The 17,101-nt window shown below is 42.0% G+C and carries 15 protein-coding genes, 1 tRNA gene and 1 pseudogene; 3 read left to right on the top strand and 14 right to left on the bottom strand.

The window, feature by feature from the left end; all coding sequences use genetic code 11:
* Nucleotides 1-1,094: 1,094 nt before the first annotated feature.
* From HC733_RS00545 to HC733_RS00520, 6 genes are all read right to left on the bottom strand, one after another.
* On the bottom strand, nucleotides 1,095-1,655 hold the full coding sequence (locus HC733_RS00545) for a hypothetical protein (protein WP_190363113.1): 561 nt from the start codon (nucleotides 1,653-1,655) through the stop codon (nucleotides 1,095-1,097).
* A gap of 23 nt (nucleotides 1,656-1,678) precedes the next feature.
* The gene (locus HC733_RS00540; RefSeq protein ID WP_190363112.1) at nucleotides 1,679-1,837 is read right to left on the bottom strand and encodes a hypothetical protein; all 159 of its coding nucleotides are present in this window, start codon (nucleotides 1,835-1,837) and stop codon (nucleotides 1,679-1,681) included.
* Nucleotides 1,838-2,255: 418 nt separating this feature from the next.
* A complete protein-coding gene (locus HC733_RS00535) occupies nucleotides 2,256-3,431 on the bottom strand; it encodes a mandelate racemase/muconate lactonizing enzyme family protein (RefSeq protein WP_190363111.1) in 1,176 nt (391 codons plus the stop codon).
* Nucleotides 3,432-3,440: 9 nt separating this feature from the next.
* Nucleotides 3,441-4,208: a class II aldolase/adducin family protein gene (locus HC733_RS00530; RefSeq protein WP_190363110.1), complete on the bottom strand. Its 768-nt coding sequence runs from the start codon at nucleotides 4,206-4,208 to the stop codon at nucleotides 3,441-3,443.
* A gap of 115 nt (nucleotides 4,209-4,323) precedes the next feature.
* Complete coding sequence (locus HC733_RS00525; RefSeq protein WP_190363109.1) at nucleotides 4,324-4,647, bottom strand: c-type cytochrome; 324 nt, start codon at nucleotides 4,645-4,647, stop codon at nucleotides 4,324-4,326.
* Between the two features lie 108 nt (nucleotides 4,648-4,755).
* Nucleotides 4,756-5,295 (bottom strand): DUF2058 domain-containing protein, encoded by a 540-nt coding sequence (locus HC733_RS00520; RefSeq protein WP_190363108.1) that lies wholly within the window; start codon nucleotides 5,293-5,295, stop codon nucleotides 4,756-4,758.
* A gap of 234 nt (nucleotides 5,296-5,529) precedes the next feature.
* Between HC733_RS00520 and HC733_RS00515 the strand changes: the two genes are divergently transcribed.
* Nucleotides 5,530-6,669, top strand: coding sequence for an MFS transporter (locus HC733_RS00515; protein ID WP_190363107.1), 1,140 nt, complete (start codon nucleotides 5,530-5,532; stop codon nucleotides 6,667-6,669).
* Here HC733_RS00515 and HC733_RS00510 read toward each other — a convergent pair.
* Entirely contained in the window at nucleotides 6,642-7,145 is a 504-nt protein-coding gene (locus HC733_RS00510) for a prolyl-tRNA synthetase associated domain-containing protein (RefSeq protein WP_190363106.1), read from the bottom strand. The two genes, HC733_RS00515 and HC733_RS00510, sit on opposite strands and share 28 nt — an antisense overlap.
* Complete coding sequence (locus tag HC733_RS00505) at nucleotides 7,138-7,542, bottom strand: hypothetical protein (RefSeq protein ID WP_190363105.1); 405 nt, start codon at nucleotides 7,540-7,542, stop codon at nucleotides 7,138-7,140. The genes HC733_RS00510 and HC733_RS00505 overlap by 8 nt, the downstream gene beginning before the upstream one ends.
* Before the next feature lie 134 nt (nucleotides 7,543-7,676).
* Here HC733_RS00505 and HC733_RS00500 point away from each other — a divergent pair.
* A tRNA-Ala gene (locus HC733_RS00500) sits at nucleotides 7,677-7,752 on the top strand.
* Nucleotides 7,753-7,874: 122 nt separating this feature from the next.
* Here the strand turns inward: HC733_RS00500 and HC733_RS00495 are convergent.
* Nucleotides 7,875-9,122 (bottom strand): glutamate-5-semialdehyde dehydrogenase, encoded by a 1,248-nt coding sequence (locus HC733_RS00495; RefSeq protein ID WP_190363104.1) that lies wholly within the window; start codon nucleotides 9,120-9,122, stop codon nucleotides 7,875-7,877.
* A gap of 3 nt (nucleotides 9,123-9,125) precedes the next feature.
* Nucleotides 9,126-10,235 (bottom strand): annotated as a pseudogene (gene proB / locus HC733_RS00490) (glutamate 5-kinase).
* Between the two features lie 652 nt (nucleotides 10,236-10,887).
* Here proB and HC733_RS00485 point away from each other — a divergent pair.
* Nucleotides 10,888-12,747 carry a cation:proton antiporter gene (locus tag HC733_RS00485; RefSeq protein WP_190363103.1) on the top strand — a complete coding sequence of 620 codons (1,860 nt, stop codon included), beginning with the start codon at nucleotides 10,888-10,890 and terminating at the stop codon, nucleotides 12,745-12,747.
* Nucleotides 12,748-12,792: 45 nt separating this feature from the next.
* Here the strand turns inward: HC733_RS00485 and HC733_RS00480 are convergent, their stop codons facing one another.
* The 4 genes from HC733_RS00480 to hflK all read right to left on the bottom strand — a co-directional run bounded on the left by HC733_RS00480 (nucleotide 12,793) and on the right by hflK (nucleotide 17,101).
* Nucleotides 12,793-13,404 carry a tetratricopeptide repeat protein gene (locus tag HC733_RS00480; protein WP_190363102.1) on the bottom strand — a complete coding sequence of 204 codons (612 nt, stop codon included), beginning with the start codon at nucleotides 13,402-13,404 and terminating at the stop codon, nucleotides 12,793-12,795.
* A gap of 153 nt (nucleotides 13,405-13,557) precedes the next feature.
* Nucleotides 13,558-14,874, bottom strand: coding sequence for an adenylosuccinate synthase (locus HC733_RS00475; protein WP_190363101.1), 1,317 nt, complete (start codon nucleotides 14,872-14,874; stop codon nucleotides 13,558-13,560).
* Nucleotides 14,875-15,050: 176 nt separating this feature from the next.
* Entirely contained in the window at nucleotides 15,051-15,929 is an 879-nt protein-coding gene (gene hflC / locus HC733_RS00470; protein WP_190363100.1) for a protease modulator HflC, read from the bottom strand.
* 5 nt (nucleotides 15,930-15,934) lie between these two features.
* A complete protein-coding gene (gene hflK, locus HC733_RS00465) occupies nucleotides 15,935-17,101 on the bottom strand; it encodes an FtsH protease activity modulator HflK (RefSeq protein ID WP_190363099.1) in 1,167 nt (388 codons plus the stop codon).

The raw sequence follows: 17,101 nt of genomic DNA, 5'->3' as shown, positions 1-17,101 counted from the left end.
ATTTTTATCCGATTAACCTGTTCAAACTGCAACGAAACTAAGTACCGTTCTACTTCCCCACCAAAAGTATGAAATAGCATAATTACCACTGCACTCATAAAACAAGAATGCATTTCATGCTTTTTTAACGAGTTTAACGAGCTATGACTGGCATAAAATAAAGACCAGCGGTGTTTAGGAAATTGCGTGATAATAAACCACAAAACGATAATTAGTTCGTAACCATGAAAAATCCATCCTAAATGGTAGAGAAAATCGTTAAGATTCATTGATAAACATCCATATTTTTATTGTGATATCAGTAGTAATATTCGCAGGTTAGAAAAGTCTAAAGCGCCATCTAACATCAGTTAAGCCACGCTGCGCTTTTGAAAATACCCCAGTGTTTGCCTAATTGGGTAGATAGATAAAGCAGAGACCATGACTAAATTACATAACCATCCCCCGATAACATAAGTCATGTTTAGTTCATGGTAATCAAAATAGCCTCTTGCAATTAGCTGCATAAACAATAAGCAAATAAAAGCTAGAGTTGAGTAAAGACAAATACGTGTTGTTTTTGAAAATAGGCACCCTCTTAGTCTGTGTACAGAAAAAACAATTAAAATGAGTAAGAATTTTACCGCCATTAACGACAAGTAAAATATTTTTATCTTGCTTTCTAGATCAAAAACTAATAATAAAATATACATTTCAATTTCACTACCAAAAAAGTGAAAACACGTAAGAATCACGGTTGTGATAAAACATGAATGCATTTCATGCAATTGAAGTGTTGTTAGATGTTTTTTCTTAGTGAAGAACAATGACCATTTATGGCGAGGATAATGCGAGGCAATAAACCAGAATAAAATGACTAATTCATAGCCTTTTAAAATCCACCCGAGCTGCCAAACCAGTTCATTCATTTTAATCTTCTCTGTTAAATTAGCTGAAACTCACATTATATGCCCTTGCACTTAGTGCCCAATAGACATTTCAAAAAATTCACGATTAGAGCCTAGGTTGTATAAAAATTACAATAAAAAAATGGCGATGTGTTTTATCATCGCCACTTTGCATGAATGAAATTTTATAGGGTTAAGATTGGCAGTTTATGACGCTGCTGCGCGCTTTTGTTTAAAATAATCTTTAATAGAGCGAATTGGGTAAGTTACTAAAGCTGTAAGGATTATGACTTTACAGATCCAAAGCCCTACTTTATAAATAATACTTAACTCGTGATAATCGAAGTACCCCCGTGAAATGAGTTGCATACCAAGTAACATCATTACAACTATTGTAGAATAAGTACAAATTCGAGCTGCCGAAGAGAAAGTACAACCTCGCACCAAATGCAAGCAAAAAAGAGTCAATAACCATGAGAATTGGACTATAACCATACTTGTATAAAACAGCTTTATTTTCTCTACTAAATCCATTTCCAAAGACAGCAAGAACAACTCCAGTTGAAAGCTAATCAAAAGAAAAACCAAAAAACAAAATGCAGTTAAAAAGTTTGAGTAAAGCTCATGTTCTTGAACAGTAGCCAAGTCTTTTTTAGGGCCAAAGAATAGCTTCCATCTTTTAGAATAAAACTTCTTCATCCAAAAAAGTACGATACAAAATACGATAGTATTAAAAAAATATCCTAAATAATATAAAACTTCATTCATCATCAGTCCTTTAGCAATTTTCCTTAACAGAGAATTGAGTATAGTGCGCTTAACGACACACCTTGCACTTGTTGAGGTTCAGTACCAATTGGGGTGCTCCCCCCCCCAACCAGCTTAGCGCGCTCTGTCGTTAGCTCTTTTAATTTCTTTGATTTGATTTTTAATGTCATAGAGGTTTTCATTATCCAAGTCCTTATCTTTGGCATACGTCCCTCACCTCGGCTACCAATGTTAACCCAGCGTACACAACTTGGCAACATGATAACAAACTATATTTTTTGCAAAGGTTTGGTTTGTATGAAATTTTTAATATTCTCGTACCTGATATAGCACAAAATGATGCATATCAGTAGTGTTATGTTACTGATTAAGTATGAGTTGAACAAATATTTTGCGAAAAGGGGGCGTGCTAACAGTAAGAAAAAGTAAACAGCTGGCTTAGTTAGATGCAAAAGTTAACGACAGCGAACGCAGTGAGTGCGTTTCTTTTGCGTAAGGTGAGTTAAACAATTTTAACAACCACTACGGGCTTCCCCCCGAAGCTCAAAAAGCTTAACAAGAGGGCTAAACCAGTTTAACCCTCTAACATAAGTGTATCCGTTATTTGATCTCAACACGTTGTGAGCGCATCACAACTTCGTCGTTTAATTCAATACCAATGCCTGGCTCTTCCGATACCTTGAATACACCATTTTTAGGTTGTGGGTCTTGAATACATAATTCACGGTTCCACTTTTTGATGGCGTAGGTGTGATGTTCATGAATTAAAAAGTTTGGAATGGCGGTTTCTAGGTGTAGCGAGGCTGCCGTTGCAACAGGGCCGCCACATACATGAGCTTGAATGCGCACATCAAAAATATCAGCGTAATCACACACTTTTTTGGTTTCAGTAAAACCGCCACACAAACCAATATCAGGTTGCAACACGTCAATACTTTGATCTTCTAAGTATGGGCGCACTCCCCAACGGTTATACAAGCGCTCACCGCCGGCAATGGGCACGGCGACTTTGTCGGCTACTTTGGCATGTAAAGAGTGGTTTAGGTAGTTCACAGGCTCTTCGTAATACATGCAATCAAATTCTTCGGCTATTTCGCCAATTTGAATGGCTGAAGTTGCCCCCGGTAAACTGTGGCACTCAAAAATAATGTCTACTTCATCACCCACCGCTTCACGAATGGCTTGCATACGTGCACGGTATAGCTTCATCTCTGCGCGAGAGATTATTTTAGTACGGTCGTAATAGGTGTTGCCAAACTTGTCGTATTGGATTGGGTCAACTTTAACCGCGTCGTAGCCTTCGGCAATAGCCTTAAGTGCCGCTTCGGCATACTCTTGAGGCTCCACAAGCGCTTTAAACTCGCTGTCCCAATCAAACTGTAATTGCGACGCATAGGTTCTTAGTTCAGGGTTAACCTTACCGCCAAGTAGTTGATAAACAGGTAAGTTAAGTGCTTTACCTTTAATATCCCACAGAGCCGTATCAATGGCGCTCATGGCCGCATACACCACAGGGCCGCCGCCTAAACCCCAAAAACTTTCGCGCAACATGCGCGACCATAAAAGCTCAGTCTGAAATGGGTCGTGACCAATTAAAAAGGCGTCTGCCATTTCTTTTATCATGGCCGCCGCTGCGCTGTGGCCTAGGTCATAAGCAAGACCTGCTTCACCCACACCGCTAATGCCTTCATCGGTATGAATACGAACAAATACCGGAGTCCAAGCGGGTCTATCAGGACAGTGAATATCAAATACTTCGACGCGATTAACTTTCATTATGAATTCCTATTGTGCAAAACTTGGGTCTAAGCGGTATGCCTTTCTGAGCATGGCAGGCCAAGCAACTTGCCCGCCCGTACTGCCGCTATGAACAACGTTAGCTTGGTTGTAAATATTATCTATAATGGGCTGCGGTACAGGCACGGCTTGTTGACCTGACGACTGAATAGCCAGTTGAATTTCACAGGCGCGCTGTAAGTCATAAAAACGCATAAACGCATCGCCCACCGTAGGCCCGACCGTTAAACCACCATGGTTAACCAACAACATGTGATTGGTCGACCCCAAATCGTCTTGCAAGCGCTTACGTTCATCGTCGTTCACCGCCAAGCCTTCGTAGCCATGATATGACAAAGAAGGTAATGAGAACATCGAATGCTGGCTCAGGGGTAATAAACCGCACTCAAGACTGGCTACGGCTACGGTCTCTTTGGTGTGTAAGTGAATAACGCAATGCGCATCGTTTCTTACTTCATGAATAGCGCTATGAATCGTAAAGCCCGCAGGGTTTATTTTAAACGGCGTATCATCCAAAATATTACCGGCTAAATCTACTTTCACTAGATTTGACGCAGTCACCTCATCAAAACTTAAACCAAATGCATTGACCAAATACTGATCGGTGCCAGGTAAACGCGCCGACATATGCGTGTATATTAAATCGCCCCAGCGCATATGCTCAACCAAGCGATAACAGGCTGCTAAATCTACACGCAGCTGCCATTCTTGCTCAGACACTTTGCCTTTTAAGTTGAGTTTAGGTAGTTCAAACATAGAGGGTCCTTAGATAAGCCCAATTAGATGTATAGAAGTCTAAATGAGTATGGGCATTTGTTCAACCAAATAAAAACCACCGACATGCGGTGGTTTTTTAAATTCACAAAAGTGGTTATTTAACCTGTGATAAATACTCTGCAATGGCGTCAATTTCTGCATCAGATACATTGGCAACCATGGCCTTCATTGCCATTGACATACCGTTGCTACGCGCGCCTGATTTGATATCTTTCATCTGTGCTGCTAAATACTCTTTATTTTGACCATTTAGCTTAGGGTACATTGCCATAATTGGCGCCTTACCTTCAGCACCATGACAGGTTTGACACATTTTAGCTGTATATAATGCTTTACCGTCTTCTGCGTTCGCTACGTTTGCACCCAGCGCCACAATTGAGAGCCCAACCCCACAGATTATATTTTTTATCTTACTCATAACATTACTCTTTTTGTTAATTAACGGACAAATCTCTTACAGTGTAGACCATTTATAAGCGCTACACATCGTCATTAATTAGCAGGCGCTGTGATGAGTAAAATTAACTTACCACACTAAATCGTCTGGTACTTCATAACCCGCGTATGGGTCATCCTCATCAGGGCCGCTGTTGTCGTCTTCAACATGGAAGACGATATATTTTTCGTCAACCTCAGCAATTTTACGAGCTGGCTCATCTTGCAATACGTAAAATTGCCCTTCAAGCACACAAATCGCCAATCGGCCTTTTGATAGTGCTTTTTTGGTTTGTTCATTTACATCAAGCTCTTTAACTTTGTTTTCATAAGTAAAGTTAAAGGTAACATCACCACGAATTTCGTCTTGATTGTGATGCTCTAAAATTTGCTTAACACGTGCAACTTGTTCGCGCTCTTTTAACTCAGCTTGCTTGGCCTTATTGAGTTCTTCAGCCTTTTTTTGCTGCTCAAGCTTAGTTTGTTCAATATGCTTTTGTAGATCACTAGGATCACTGGTTGCGCCTTTTTTCTTTTTCTTTTGTGCTTTGCGCTTTTCCGACTTAGCCACTTTAGCCTTGTGCTCAGTCGTTAGCCCCGCTTTTAGTAGCTGCTCTTGTAACGAACCCATTGTGCTGCTCCATAAAATATTAATAGCCATATTCTAACGCAGTGGTTTTTTTTGACCATATGCAAAGCACGCTTCAAGGGATTTTTTTGTACCTAGCCCCACCATAGCAAAGGCTTTTATGCCACAACATGATTTAACGCAAGAAATCACTAACTATTTGATACAAAACTGTTCAATGTATACAAAGCCACGCATAATATGAACCAGTCGTGCAAATAGTATCCTGGAAGGTTCATGCCGTTATTGCAGTTGCTGATTTCATCTATGTTCATCTTTTTTGTGCTCTATGCACCGCAACCTCTACTGACTATATTTGCACACAACTTTAATGTATCAACAGCTGCCAGTGGCGCGTTGATGTCACTCACCATGCTACCGCTGGCAGTTGCGCCTATTTTTTATGGCTTGATGTTTGCCCGCAAGAATCCGCTGTCGATTCTCAAAGTGGCAATGCTGATTTTAAGTATCACCAGCTTACTCTTTGCTTTGGTCCCTTCTTTTGAGCTATTGCTCACTTTGCGTTTTATCCAAGGCCTAACGCTTCCTGCGGCGCTTACCGCGATGACAGGCTTTATTGGTCAGCAATATAGCGCGGCACAATTACAACAAAATATGACCCGCTACATTGGGAGTTCTATTTTAGGTGGGTACTTAGGGCGAGTATTGGCAGCTAATTTTGCTAGTTGGTTCTCATGGCAAAGCTTTTATTATGTATTGGCGGTGTCGTTGATTATTTTGGCTCTACTTATTAAACCTAAGCGCTGTGAGCCACCTAAGCGAGAGCCTGCCTCACCCAGAGCCTACTTAAAGCCTTTACGTCACCCACTTATCGCGCGCTTATTTGGCTGTGTATTTTGTATGTTTTTTTGCTTTGCCGCTTTGATGAACTACCTGCCTTTTATTTTGCAAGATGTGTTTAATATCACCGATAGCAAAACCATTGGGTGGGTCTACACGGGCTACTTAATTGGCGCAATACTGTCTATGGCAACGCCCTACATCAGTCGCCATTTTAATAACTCGTGGCTATTTTTAAGTGCCTTGTTCGCCCTTTACTGTTTAACCCTTGTTGCCATGCAGCTCCCTGTATTGAGCCTATTTCTTATCGCTTTTACGCTATTTTGTGCGTGCATGTTTATGATCCATTCCAGTGCTTCTCCCCTTGCTAATAAACTGAGCGATGCACCACCAACGGTTACAAATGGTGCATATGTGTCTTTTTATTATAGCGGCGGTGCGCTGGGCTCTTTTATACCAGGTTTAATACTGCAAAATTTTGGCTATCATGCCTTTTTGATAACGCTGCTGCTGATCTGTGGAGTAGGCCTAATGCTGAGTATCACAACTTATAAACAAGGGATATCAATCACATGAGGCGTGTGATTGGTGTACTGCCAAAATTTTTGCAATTGCGGCTTAGTTAACACCCATGTTTTAGTATTGTTTAATGGATGACACTGCCACTGCTCGGCGCTCCAAAGGCCTCGGTCAATCCAAAGTTCTACTTGCTGCTCGGTATCATTAATTAAAGCTAATGCCGACACGCAACCAGGCTTTATGTGAAGGTATTTCTCTAACCTGGCATCAGAGGCAAACCCCAAACGTGACACCCCCTGTTGAGACGACAGCGCTTTTAAATCTACCTTTAACTGTGCTCTGAGCAACAATAAAAGATGCCGACGACCATAGTTATCTCTGAGGAATAAATTTTTGATGCGAGTGCCTTCTCGTTCAAGCTGCAGTTTGTCTGCCTCATCACAGGTATGTAACGGTGGGTGTTCATACTGTAACGCCTTAATATCCAATTGCTGTAAAACACGTTCTAAGCGTAACGTTGATGATTCACTCACACGCCCCTCGCAATTGCACACTACGCGCACGCCAATATACTTGATTAATTTTGTGTCCCTGCGTGCAATAACTTTCTTCAGCGAGCGCTGTTTTAAGTAACTCAACAGCACGCTCTTCGAGCAATAATTTTAATTCGGGAGAGTCTTCAACTCGTTGATGTTTTGCATATGCTTTAAGATCAGAGCGTGATAACGGCTTGCTGGTATCTAAAACCATGACTGGGGTAGGTTCAACAGTTACGATGTACACAAACAACTGTTGGCCTGCGTCTGACATTTTGGTATGCAGTACTTGTTTTTCGATTTCAAGTACTGGGGTATCTGGTGCTGAAGAGCACCCCATTAGCAAGGCAAAACATGCACCTAGCAATGACAAGCTTATTTTCTTATGGAGCATCAATCATTCTATTTTTTTATTCATTTCAGCCAGTCTACCAAAGGCAATTGTAAAAATGTGAAAATTTTTTGCCAGCGAAGACTTGACGAGATAATTAAAAAACTATAAATTTCGCAACGTCCAAACCGGAATGTGGGGCTATAGCTCAGCTGGGAGAGCGCCTGCCTTGCACGCAGGAGGTCAGCAGTTCGATCCTGCTTAGCTCCACCACTTTCCGCACTCCTGTTTTTTTAATATCCTTTTTAAAACACAAGCAAACACGCTAATCTATCGCTTTTTAAAAATAAAAAAGCGGACTATTGCGCCCGCTTTAAACTAACATCTTTTTCTGTTTATTCTCGGATCTGGCCTTCGCCATTTACTAAAAACTTCTCAGTTGTTAGCGATTCCAAACCCATCGGCCCATATGCATGTAGCTTGGTGGTTGCAATACCAATTTCCGCACCTAAACCTAATTGCGAACCGTCCGAAAAACGGGATGATGCGTTAACCATAACCACTGATGCATCAACGCTACGCTGGAATAGTTCAGCCGTTTGCACATCTTGCGTACAAATCACTTCGGTGTGATGGCTACCAAAACGGTCGATATGTGCCAATGCGCCAGCAAAGTCGTCAACAATACGAACAGCAACCTCTAAACGCAGGTATTCTTCACCAAACTGTGACTCATCAATCACATTTGCACCCTCAAAATATTGCGCGGCTTGGCTGTCGGCATTGATCACCACCTGCTTGTGCGCGAATGCTTTTTGTAAACGAGGCAAGAACATAGGTGCTATCGACTTATGCACCACAATCCCTTCTAACGCATTACACACACCAGTGCGCTGAGTTTTACCATTGAGTGCCAACTTAAGCGCAATATCTAAATCAGCAGCTTCGTCAACGTAAAGGTGACAAACCCCTTTAAAGTGCTGAATAACAGGAATAGTACTGTTTTCGGTCACAAAATTAATTAAGCCTTCACCACCACGAGGGATAATCAAATCTATGTATTGCTTTTGCTGCATCAACTCCATCAGCAAAGCACGGTCTGGGTCTGGTATGACGGTAATTAGGGCCGTAGGTAGATTATGCTGCTCAAGCACTTGGTGCATTACTTTAGCAATCGCTTGTGAACTTTGCAGGGCTTCTTTACCACCACGTAAAATAACACCATTACCTGATTTAAAGCACAGAGCACCGGCATCAGCAGTTACGTTTGGGCGTGCTTCGTAAATCATACACACAACCCCTAAAGGCACTCGCATTTTGCTGATTTTAATACCGTTTGGTCTAACGCCCAGATCTCGAGTTATGCCAACTGGGTCATCCAGTTCAACAATCGTTCTAATACCATCGGCCATATCGGCAATGCGCTCAGGTGTTAACGTTAGGCGGTCAACCATTGCCGCTGATAGCTGATTGTCTCTAGCCAAAGATAAATCATGTTCATTGGCAGCCAAGATATCGTTACTTTGAGCAACCAATGCCTCAGCCATATCAGTTAGCACAGCATTTTTTTGCTCTGTGGTTAATAACGCTAGCTGCTTTGCTGCACTGGCAGCTTGCTGTGATAATTCGGTAATTAAACTCATGAGTTAAGATTTCTCCAAAATTGTAATATCTTGTTCTGAAATAACGGGACCTATGCTCTCTTGTAAATGGCCGTTATCGGATGTTTGCTCTTGCTCAGCAAGAAAATTAAGCAAACAACTACTATAGTTGGTGGTCGCTTTAGCTAGGCGTTCGCCCTTTTCAGTACGAACCAATACTGTGTCACCAACAGAAAATTCACCGCGAACATCCGAGATGTTTTCAGCACCTAATGGCTCAGCATGATCTTTTAGCTCTTCGGCATAGCTGTGCTAAACAATGATCTCCCCCTGCTCAGAGGCTGTGTGTGTCATCCAATGTTGCACAGAATGCATCGGCTCATCATACGGTAAGAAAACAGTGCCAGGGTTATTTCCTGCTAATAGCTGCTCAAAGGTACTTTCCTTAAAGCCATTTACGATATAAGTGCTAATACCATGCGAAGTGGCCTTCTCGGCCGCCTCTATTTTAGTTTTCATACCACCAGTACCCACTTGACTTGTAGCACACCCCGCCATTGCGTATATCTCTTCAGAGATATCTGGGACCTGTGGGATCAGTTGGGCATCGTCATGGAGATTTGGGTTTTTGTCATACAAGCCGTCGACATCAGAACACATTAATAACACATCTGCGTCAGCTGCCGCAGCAACCATGGCTGATAAGTTATCATTATCACCCACTTTTAACTCATCAGTGGTAACCGCATCGTTCTCATTGATAATAGGTAAAATGCCATGCTCAAGTAAAGTGAATATCGTTTCACGAATACTGTTATAGCGCTCTAGATCTCGTAAATCACCATGAGTTAAAAGAATTTGTGCTGATGGAAAATCGAAAAAACGGTCCCAAGTTGCCATCATCTCTGTTTGCCCGGCCGCTGCCATGGCCTTTTTCAATACGACTGATGAATTTTTGGCGTCTTCAGGAAATAAGTGGGCCCCCGCCGCAACTGATCCCGAAGAAACCAGCACGACTTCCTTACCCATAGAGCGACAGCGCACGATAAACTGTGCAATAGTCAATAAGTAACGCGCACGACAGCCATCTTGGTCGGGTGCTATTAATGCACTACCTATCTTAATCACTATACGCCGAGAATTTGAAATGTTCATATTGTTTCCTGCAGTTGCCCTTGCTTAAATTAATTCCACGCAATACCCGCAAAAAGCAGACGTGCGTGAGTAAAAACAACCAGAGTTGAACAAAACAAATATACAATACAGCTTACGCGTTCACACATATGTGCCCAACACTGGCTGTCGTTTTACTAAAAAATGGATTGTGACACTGTAATTTATCTACAACGTCGAGCCGTTTTCAGCTGGTACACCATTGTTTGATGAAGCTGAAAAGACCTAAGCCGCAATGAATAATTGCGCAAAGAATAGTTAAATTGTTGAACAGTATTTAATATCTAACCCTTCAGGCTAAAACATAATACTAAAAGTTAGTTCATTATAATTGCTATAACAAAACCAAAAAGAATCATGGTGACTCGCACCAAACGCTTATTAGCATAACGTATACTTCCCTGCGATTTCAACTCAATACCAAAATGAGTACTTATATTCACTATAAAACCAATGAATAACTCTTTATGGGTACAATTTAAAATGAAATGATCCATTTCTGATTATAAAGACTATGTTTAGGTTAGATACTCGGCTTTTGTTAAAGCTTAAATTCGTAGCCGTCATATAACTATGGTATAAACCCGCTAGTATATTTTTAACTATGTTAACCAATAGGTTAACTGGAGAGATTATGTCAGCTATTTACATCGCTGGAATTGCCGTTTTTTCGGTTCTTGCACAATGGCTAGCATGGGTACTCAAAGTACCAGCCATTTTGTTCTTACTAATTATCGGCCTATTGCTCGGCCCACTAACAGGGCAACTTAGCCCAGATGACTTATTAGGTGACTTATTATTCCCTGTCGTTTCTCTATCTGTGGCCATTATTTTATTTGAAGGCTCATTAACCCTTCACTTTAGAGAATTGAAGGGGATCGGAAAAATAGTCCGCAACTTATGCTCAATTGGCATGTTCTCTACATTCGTTATGATAGCACTAAGTGCTTATTTTATTTTAGATTTAGATTGGCGCGTAGCTGCCGTATTAGGTGCAGTGCTTGTTGTGACGGGCCCTACGGTAATAGCCCCCATGCTAAACTCAATGCGCCCAACTCAGGATATTGACAGAGTTCTGCGCTGGGAGGGCATAGTAATAGACCCAATAGGCGCACTTTTTGCTGTTTTAGTGTTTGAAGCGGTTAGCTTTGTCGGTAAAGGCGAAGTATTAAGCCATACATTAATCGCCCTATTTTCAACCTTAGGTGTTGGAATAAGCGTAGGTGTTGTAGCAGGTTGGATCACCAGCGCGTTAATTCGCAAAGAGTGGTTGCCTTATGAGCTTCATAAATTTGGTATTTTGGCATTGGTGTTATTTAGTTTCACAGCCTCAAACCATTTAGCCCATGAGTCAGGACTACTAGCTGTCACCATCTTCGGTATTTGGCTCGCTAATCAGGATGACTTGGAAATTGACTCTGTTCTAGAGTTTAAAGAAGATCTCTCAATGATATTAATCTCAAGCTTATTTATTTTGCTTGCAGCTAGATTGCAGTTGAGCGATTTAATGCTCTTAGATGCAGAGATATTTATTTTCTTAGCGATTGTATTATTTATCGCGCGGCCAATTTGTATTGCAATATCCACCTACAACACCGACCTACCACTAAAGTCTCGCATATTGCTGTCGTGGATTGCACCACGAGGCATTGTAGCCGCGGCGGTCGGTTCTGTTTTTGCACTCAGTATGATGGAGTCGCAAATACCAGATGCAAACAAACTCGTTCCGTTAATTTTTACCGTGATCATTGTGACTGTGGTATTGCAAAGTTTAACGGCAACACCGCTAGCAAAATTGCTGGGAGTACGTCAGCCCAGTCCAAATACGCTGCTTATCATTGGTGCTAACCACGTCGCACGTGCGATTGCAAAAGGATTAAAAGAGCAGAATATTGATGTATATCTGTCAGATCCGGCATGGGAAAACTGTAAAATGGCAAGGATGGATGGCCTGCCCTGTTATTATGGTAACCCACAATCAGAACACGCTGAACGCTATTTGCCACTCACGTCAATCCAATCTGTGCTCGCGCTATCCCCTAACCGCCATCACAACGCTTTGGGTGTGCAATACTTCTCGCATTTATTGAGTGAGCAAAATGTTTTTTCATTACGCTCATCAACAAACCACGCAAAGGCGAACAAAGACAGCGCCACGTTTTTATCTAGACAAATACTGTTTGGTGAACAAGGCTACTATGCCAAGCTAAGTAGTTTAATTGCTAAAGGCGGTAAAGTCAGTGCCACACGATTGTCTGAAGAGTTTGATTGGCAGCAATACTTAGAAGTAAATAAAGAAGCAATTCCGTTATTTATTACAACCGATGGCAATGATGGTGAGTCGCAAATTAGGCCATTTGTTATTGATATGAAAAAACCACCTGAACAAGGTGAGCGGATCATTGCACTGCAGCCTCCTAAGATGTCAATTCTTAAAGAGCCTACGCAAACGAAAGAAGGCGCCACCTCACTGGGTGAAAAACTAAGTCAATAACTTTATACATCATCAACATAGCAATGCCTATGTTGATGATGAACACTACATTGGTAAACGAGCGCGACGGATTGCACTTTGTGGCATTTTCTCAGCCAGTTGTGCCAGCGCTTTCTCTATTGTTTTATGCAGTTTTTTATCAGCAACGGCCGAGTGAAATAGCCAACGATAGGCGTCTTCGTAATCTCTTGGGCTACCGTGTCCGTCGTTAAATAAATTAACGAGGCGTAGTTGTGCTTTGATATTCCCCTGAGACGCAGCTTCGCGTAAATATACCACAGCCATCGCTTTATCAGCTTGCACTAACTGTCCCACATCGTAATAGCGTCCTAATTGCTCAAGAGCAGATGATAACCCTTGCTCAGCCGATTGGCGCATGTAATATAGCCCAAGCTCAACATTACGCTCTACGCACACACCATATGCCAACATATCGCCATATAAAAACTGGTATGAAGGTAAGGCCATGGTCTCGGCTCGCGCTTCAATATCTTTGACGAGCTGACATTCGTCATCTTTGACGCGCTTGAGGTGCTCATTTTTTTTAATTAACTCGATTAGTTCAGCTTGGGTATACAGCGGCACCGCAGTAATTGGCTCTTGAGCCACTGCATTCATGCTGAGTAACAAACCAATCCAATACCACTTTTTAATCATAATTAACCCAATCTAATTAGCACACCCAAAATATTATACAAAGACCATACCAACTATTTCGCTTACGCTATTCAATCTTTTGGCTATTAGCATCATATTTATTATAGGCACAAAAAAAGCTGCATTTTGCAGCTTTTTTCATTACTTGTTTGTTTACGCGCCAAACGGGTTGCGAACAATCATTGTTTCGATCCGATCAGGACCCGTTGAAATAATATCAATAGGAACGCCTGTGATCTCTTCTAAACGTTTGATGTAATTAACAGCTGCTTGTGGGAGCTGTTCAATTGACGTTGCACCAAAAGTATTTTCGCTCCAGCCAGGCATCTCTTCGTACACTGGTGTTACTTTTTCATAGCCTTCAGCAGCAAGAGGCGTTACGTTAGTTACAGTTCCATCTTCTAACTGGTAACCAGTACAGATCTTGATAGTTTCAACACCATCTAAAACGTCTAGTTTAGTTAAACAGAAGCCTGAAATACTGTTGATTTGAACTGCACGACGCATTGCCACTGCATCAAACCAACCAGTGCGGCGTAAACGACCAGTTGTCGCGCCAAACTCATGACCTTTCTCGCCTAAGTGTCTACCAACTGGGTCTTGCTTATCTTGACCGTCGTATAGTTCCGTTGGGAAAGGACCCGAACCAACACGTGTTGTGTACGCTTTTACAATACCTAGTACGTAGTCTAAGTGTAGAGGGCCAAAACCAGCACCTGTAGCAACGCCACCAGCAGTTGTGTTTGATGACGTAACATATGGGTATGTACCGTGATCGATATCTAACAACGTCCCCTGAGCACCTTCAAATAAGATGTTATCACCAGCAAGACGAGTTTGGTCTAACAGCTCAGTGACATCAACAACCATAGATTTAAGAATTTGCGCAACAGCCATAGCGTCGTCAAATGTCTTTTGGAAATCTACTGCTTCAACTTTGTAGTAATTAACTAATGTAAAGTTATGGTACTCAAGTACTTCTTTGAGCTTAGCTGCAAATTGCTCTGGATTGAACAAGTCACCAACACGAAGACCGCGACGTGCAACTTTGTCTTCATACGCAGGGCCAATACCACGACCAGTTGTACCAATTGCCTTCTCACCGCGAGCTAGCTCACGCGCTTTATCAAGTGCAACATGGTAAGGCAAGATTAATGGACATGCTTCGCTTATCAATAAGCGCTCGCGAACTGGCACGCCACGTTCTTCCAACATACCAATTTCTTTCATTAACGCATCTGGTGCTAACACCACACCGTTACCAATCACGCACTTTACGTTGTCACGCAAAACACCAGATGGAATTAGATGTAGTACTGTTTTCTCACCATTGATCACCAAAGTATGGCCAGCATTATGACCACCTTGATAGCGCACAACTAAAGAAGCTTTATCTGTTAGTAAGTCTACAACCTTACCTTTACCTTCGTCACCCCATTGGGTGCCTAATACAACGACGTTTTTACCCATTGCAAAATCACTTAGAAAAAATTAGGGCCAGATTTTACCAGAAAAGCAGGGAGGAGATCACCCCGTTTTGAGTGTTTTTTCCTCATTCGCCAAAATAGTGTTAAAAACACATGATATAAAACAAAAAAAGCTCTGAGAAATCTCAGAGCTTTTCAATTTTCACAGGTAAATTGCTGTTATTTACCTTTCGCGCCTTTCATATAATCAAAGAACTCACTGTCTGGTGATAACACCATTACATCGCCTTTGTTTTGGAAAGTACGCTTATACGCCTCTAACGAACGAACAAAGCTGTAAAACTCAGGATCTTTGTTATAAACATCAGCATAAACCTTTGCAGCTGTTGCATCTCCTTCACCTCGCACAGCGCGAGCATTTCGCTCAGCATCAGCCAACATAACGGTAACGCGTCTATCTACTTCTGCACGGATCGTTTCTGCTTTTTCTTGACCTTCAGAGCGGTGCTCTTTAGCAACAGCAGTACGCTCAGCACGCATACGTTGATAGATTGAGCTACTCACTTCATTTGGCAGGTTAATTTGCTTAACACGCACGTCTAGCACTTCGATACCTAGCTCTTTAGCACTTTCAGAAGCTTGAACAAGTGCCTCTTCCATTAGCTCGCTACGCTCACCAGACACAATTTCGCGAATAGTGCGTGAACCAAAGTTGGTTCTCAGGCCATTATTCACTTTTTGTTTAAGGAGTGTTTCGGCATATTGCTTATCACCACGAGCTCGTAGGTAAAAAGCGCTAAAATCATTCACACGCCATTTTACGAATGAGTCAACAATGAGGTCTTTTTTCTCGCTAGTAACAAAGCGATCTGGCGCTCCGTCAAGCGTTTGAATACGGGCATCTAGTTTGCGTACCTGACTAAAAAATGGCACTTTAAAGTGCAAACCAGGTGCGTAAACAACCGCGTTATCCTCACTGTCTTTTTGTACTTTACTAAACACTAATACAATCGCGCGTTGCCCTTCTGTTACAACAAATACCGAAGAGAATGACAATAAAACGGCAGCTATCAATATCACAATACTAAAATTCTTCATTGCGCTTATCTCCCGTTATTAAATCTGTCTTGCGAAAAACGGTCATTGCCGCCACTCACAGAGCTGTTGCGTGATTGACCCAATGTTTTGCGAAGCTCATTGATGTCGTTCTTACTAGGTAGCGTTATTTGGCCACCAGCGCCTGCCTGCCCCATAATTTTATCTAGTGGCAAGTACATCATGTTATTACCACCTTTAACATCAACAATCACTTTAGCACTATTAGTAAGCACTTCTTCCATTGCATCTATGTACAAGCGCTGTCTTGTCACTTCTTTAGCCGCTTGGTATTCAGGTAGTAACTTTTCAAAACGCTCTACTTCACCTCGCGCTTCCAAAGTAACGCGTTCTCTATAAGCTTCTGCTTCTTGAGTCATACGTGTAACCTGACCACGAGCACGCGGCTCTATTTCACGCGCATAAGCTTCAGCTTCACGGATAAAACGCTCTTCATCTTCTTGCGCTGCGATTGCATCATCAAATGCATCTTTAACTTCGGCGGGTGGACGAGAGTCTTTAAAGTTTACATCAGTCACTAAAATACCAAGGTTGTATGGCTCGATAATTTTGTTTAGCTCATCCCAAGTTCTTTGACGAACAAGCTCACGTCCGGTTGTTAAAACTTGGTCCATGCGAGAGTGACCAACCACATAACGCAATGCACTGTCTAAAGACTGTTGCAAGCTGTGATCGGCATCAGTTACGCTGAATTTATAAAGACGAGGGTCCATAACACGATATTGAACCTCAAACTCAACACTCACAACGTTCTCATCTTCTGTAAGCATAAAACCAGACGCAGACAAAGAGCGTACAGCTTCAATATCAATAGGAATAACTTGCTCAATGAAAGTCATTTTCCAACGCAAACCAGGCTCTGCTATGCGATCAAATTCGCCGAATTGCAGTACAATACCGCGCTCAGCTTCTTTAACCGTATAAATACCACTGAGAGCCCATACGATTGCAGCAATAAGCAGAATGAAGGTCATACCCGCTCCGCCTAATCCGCCTCCGCTACCTCCGCCGGATTTGCCACCGAACAAACCACCAAACTTGTTGCTGAATTTACGGAATACTTCGTCTAGATCAGGTGGGCCTTGATCCCGACCACCGCGATTTTTCCACGGATCGTTATCATTGCCATTATTACCCGGTTCATTCCAGGCCAT

It is taken from the genome of Pseudoalteromonas sp. S16_S37 (assembly GCF_014694405.1).
Lineage (GTDB): Bacteria > Pseudomonadota > Gammaproteobacteria > Enterobacterales > Alteromonadaceae > Pseudoalteromonas.
This window is presented reverse-complemented; position numbering and strand designations above follow the sequence as displayed.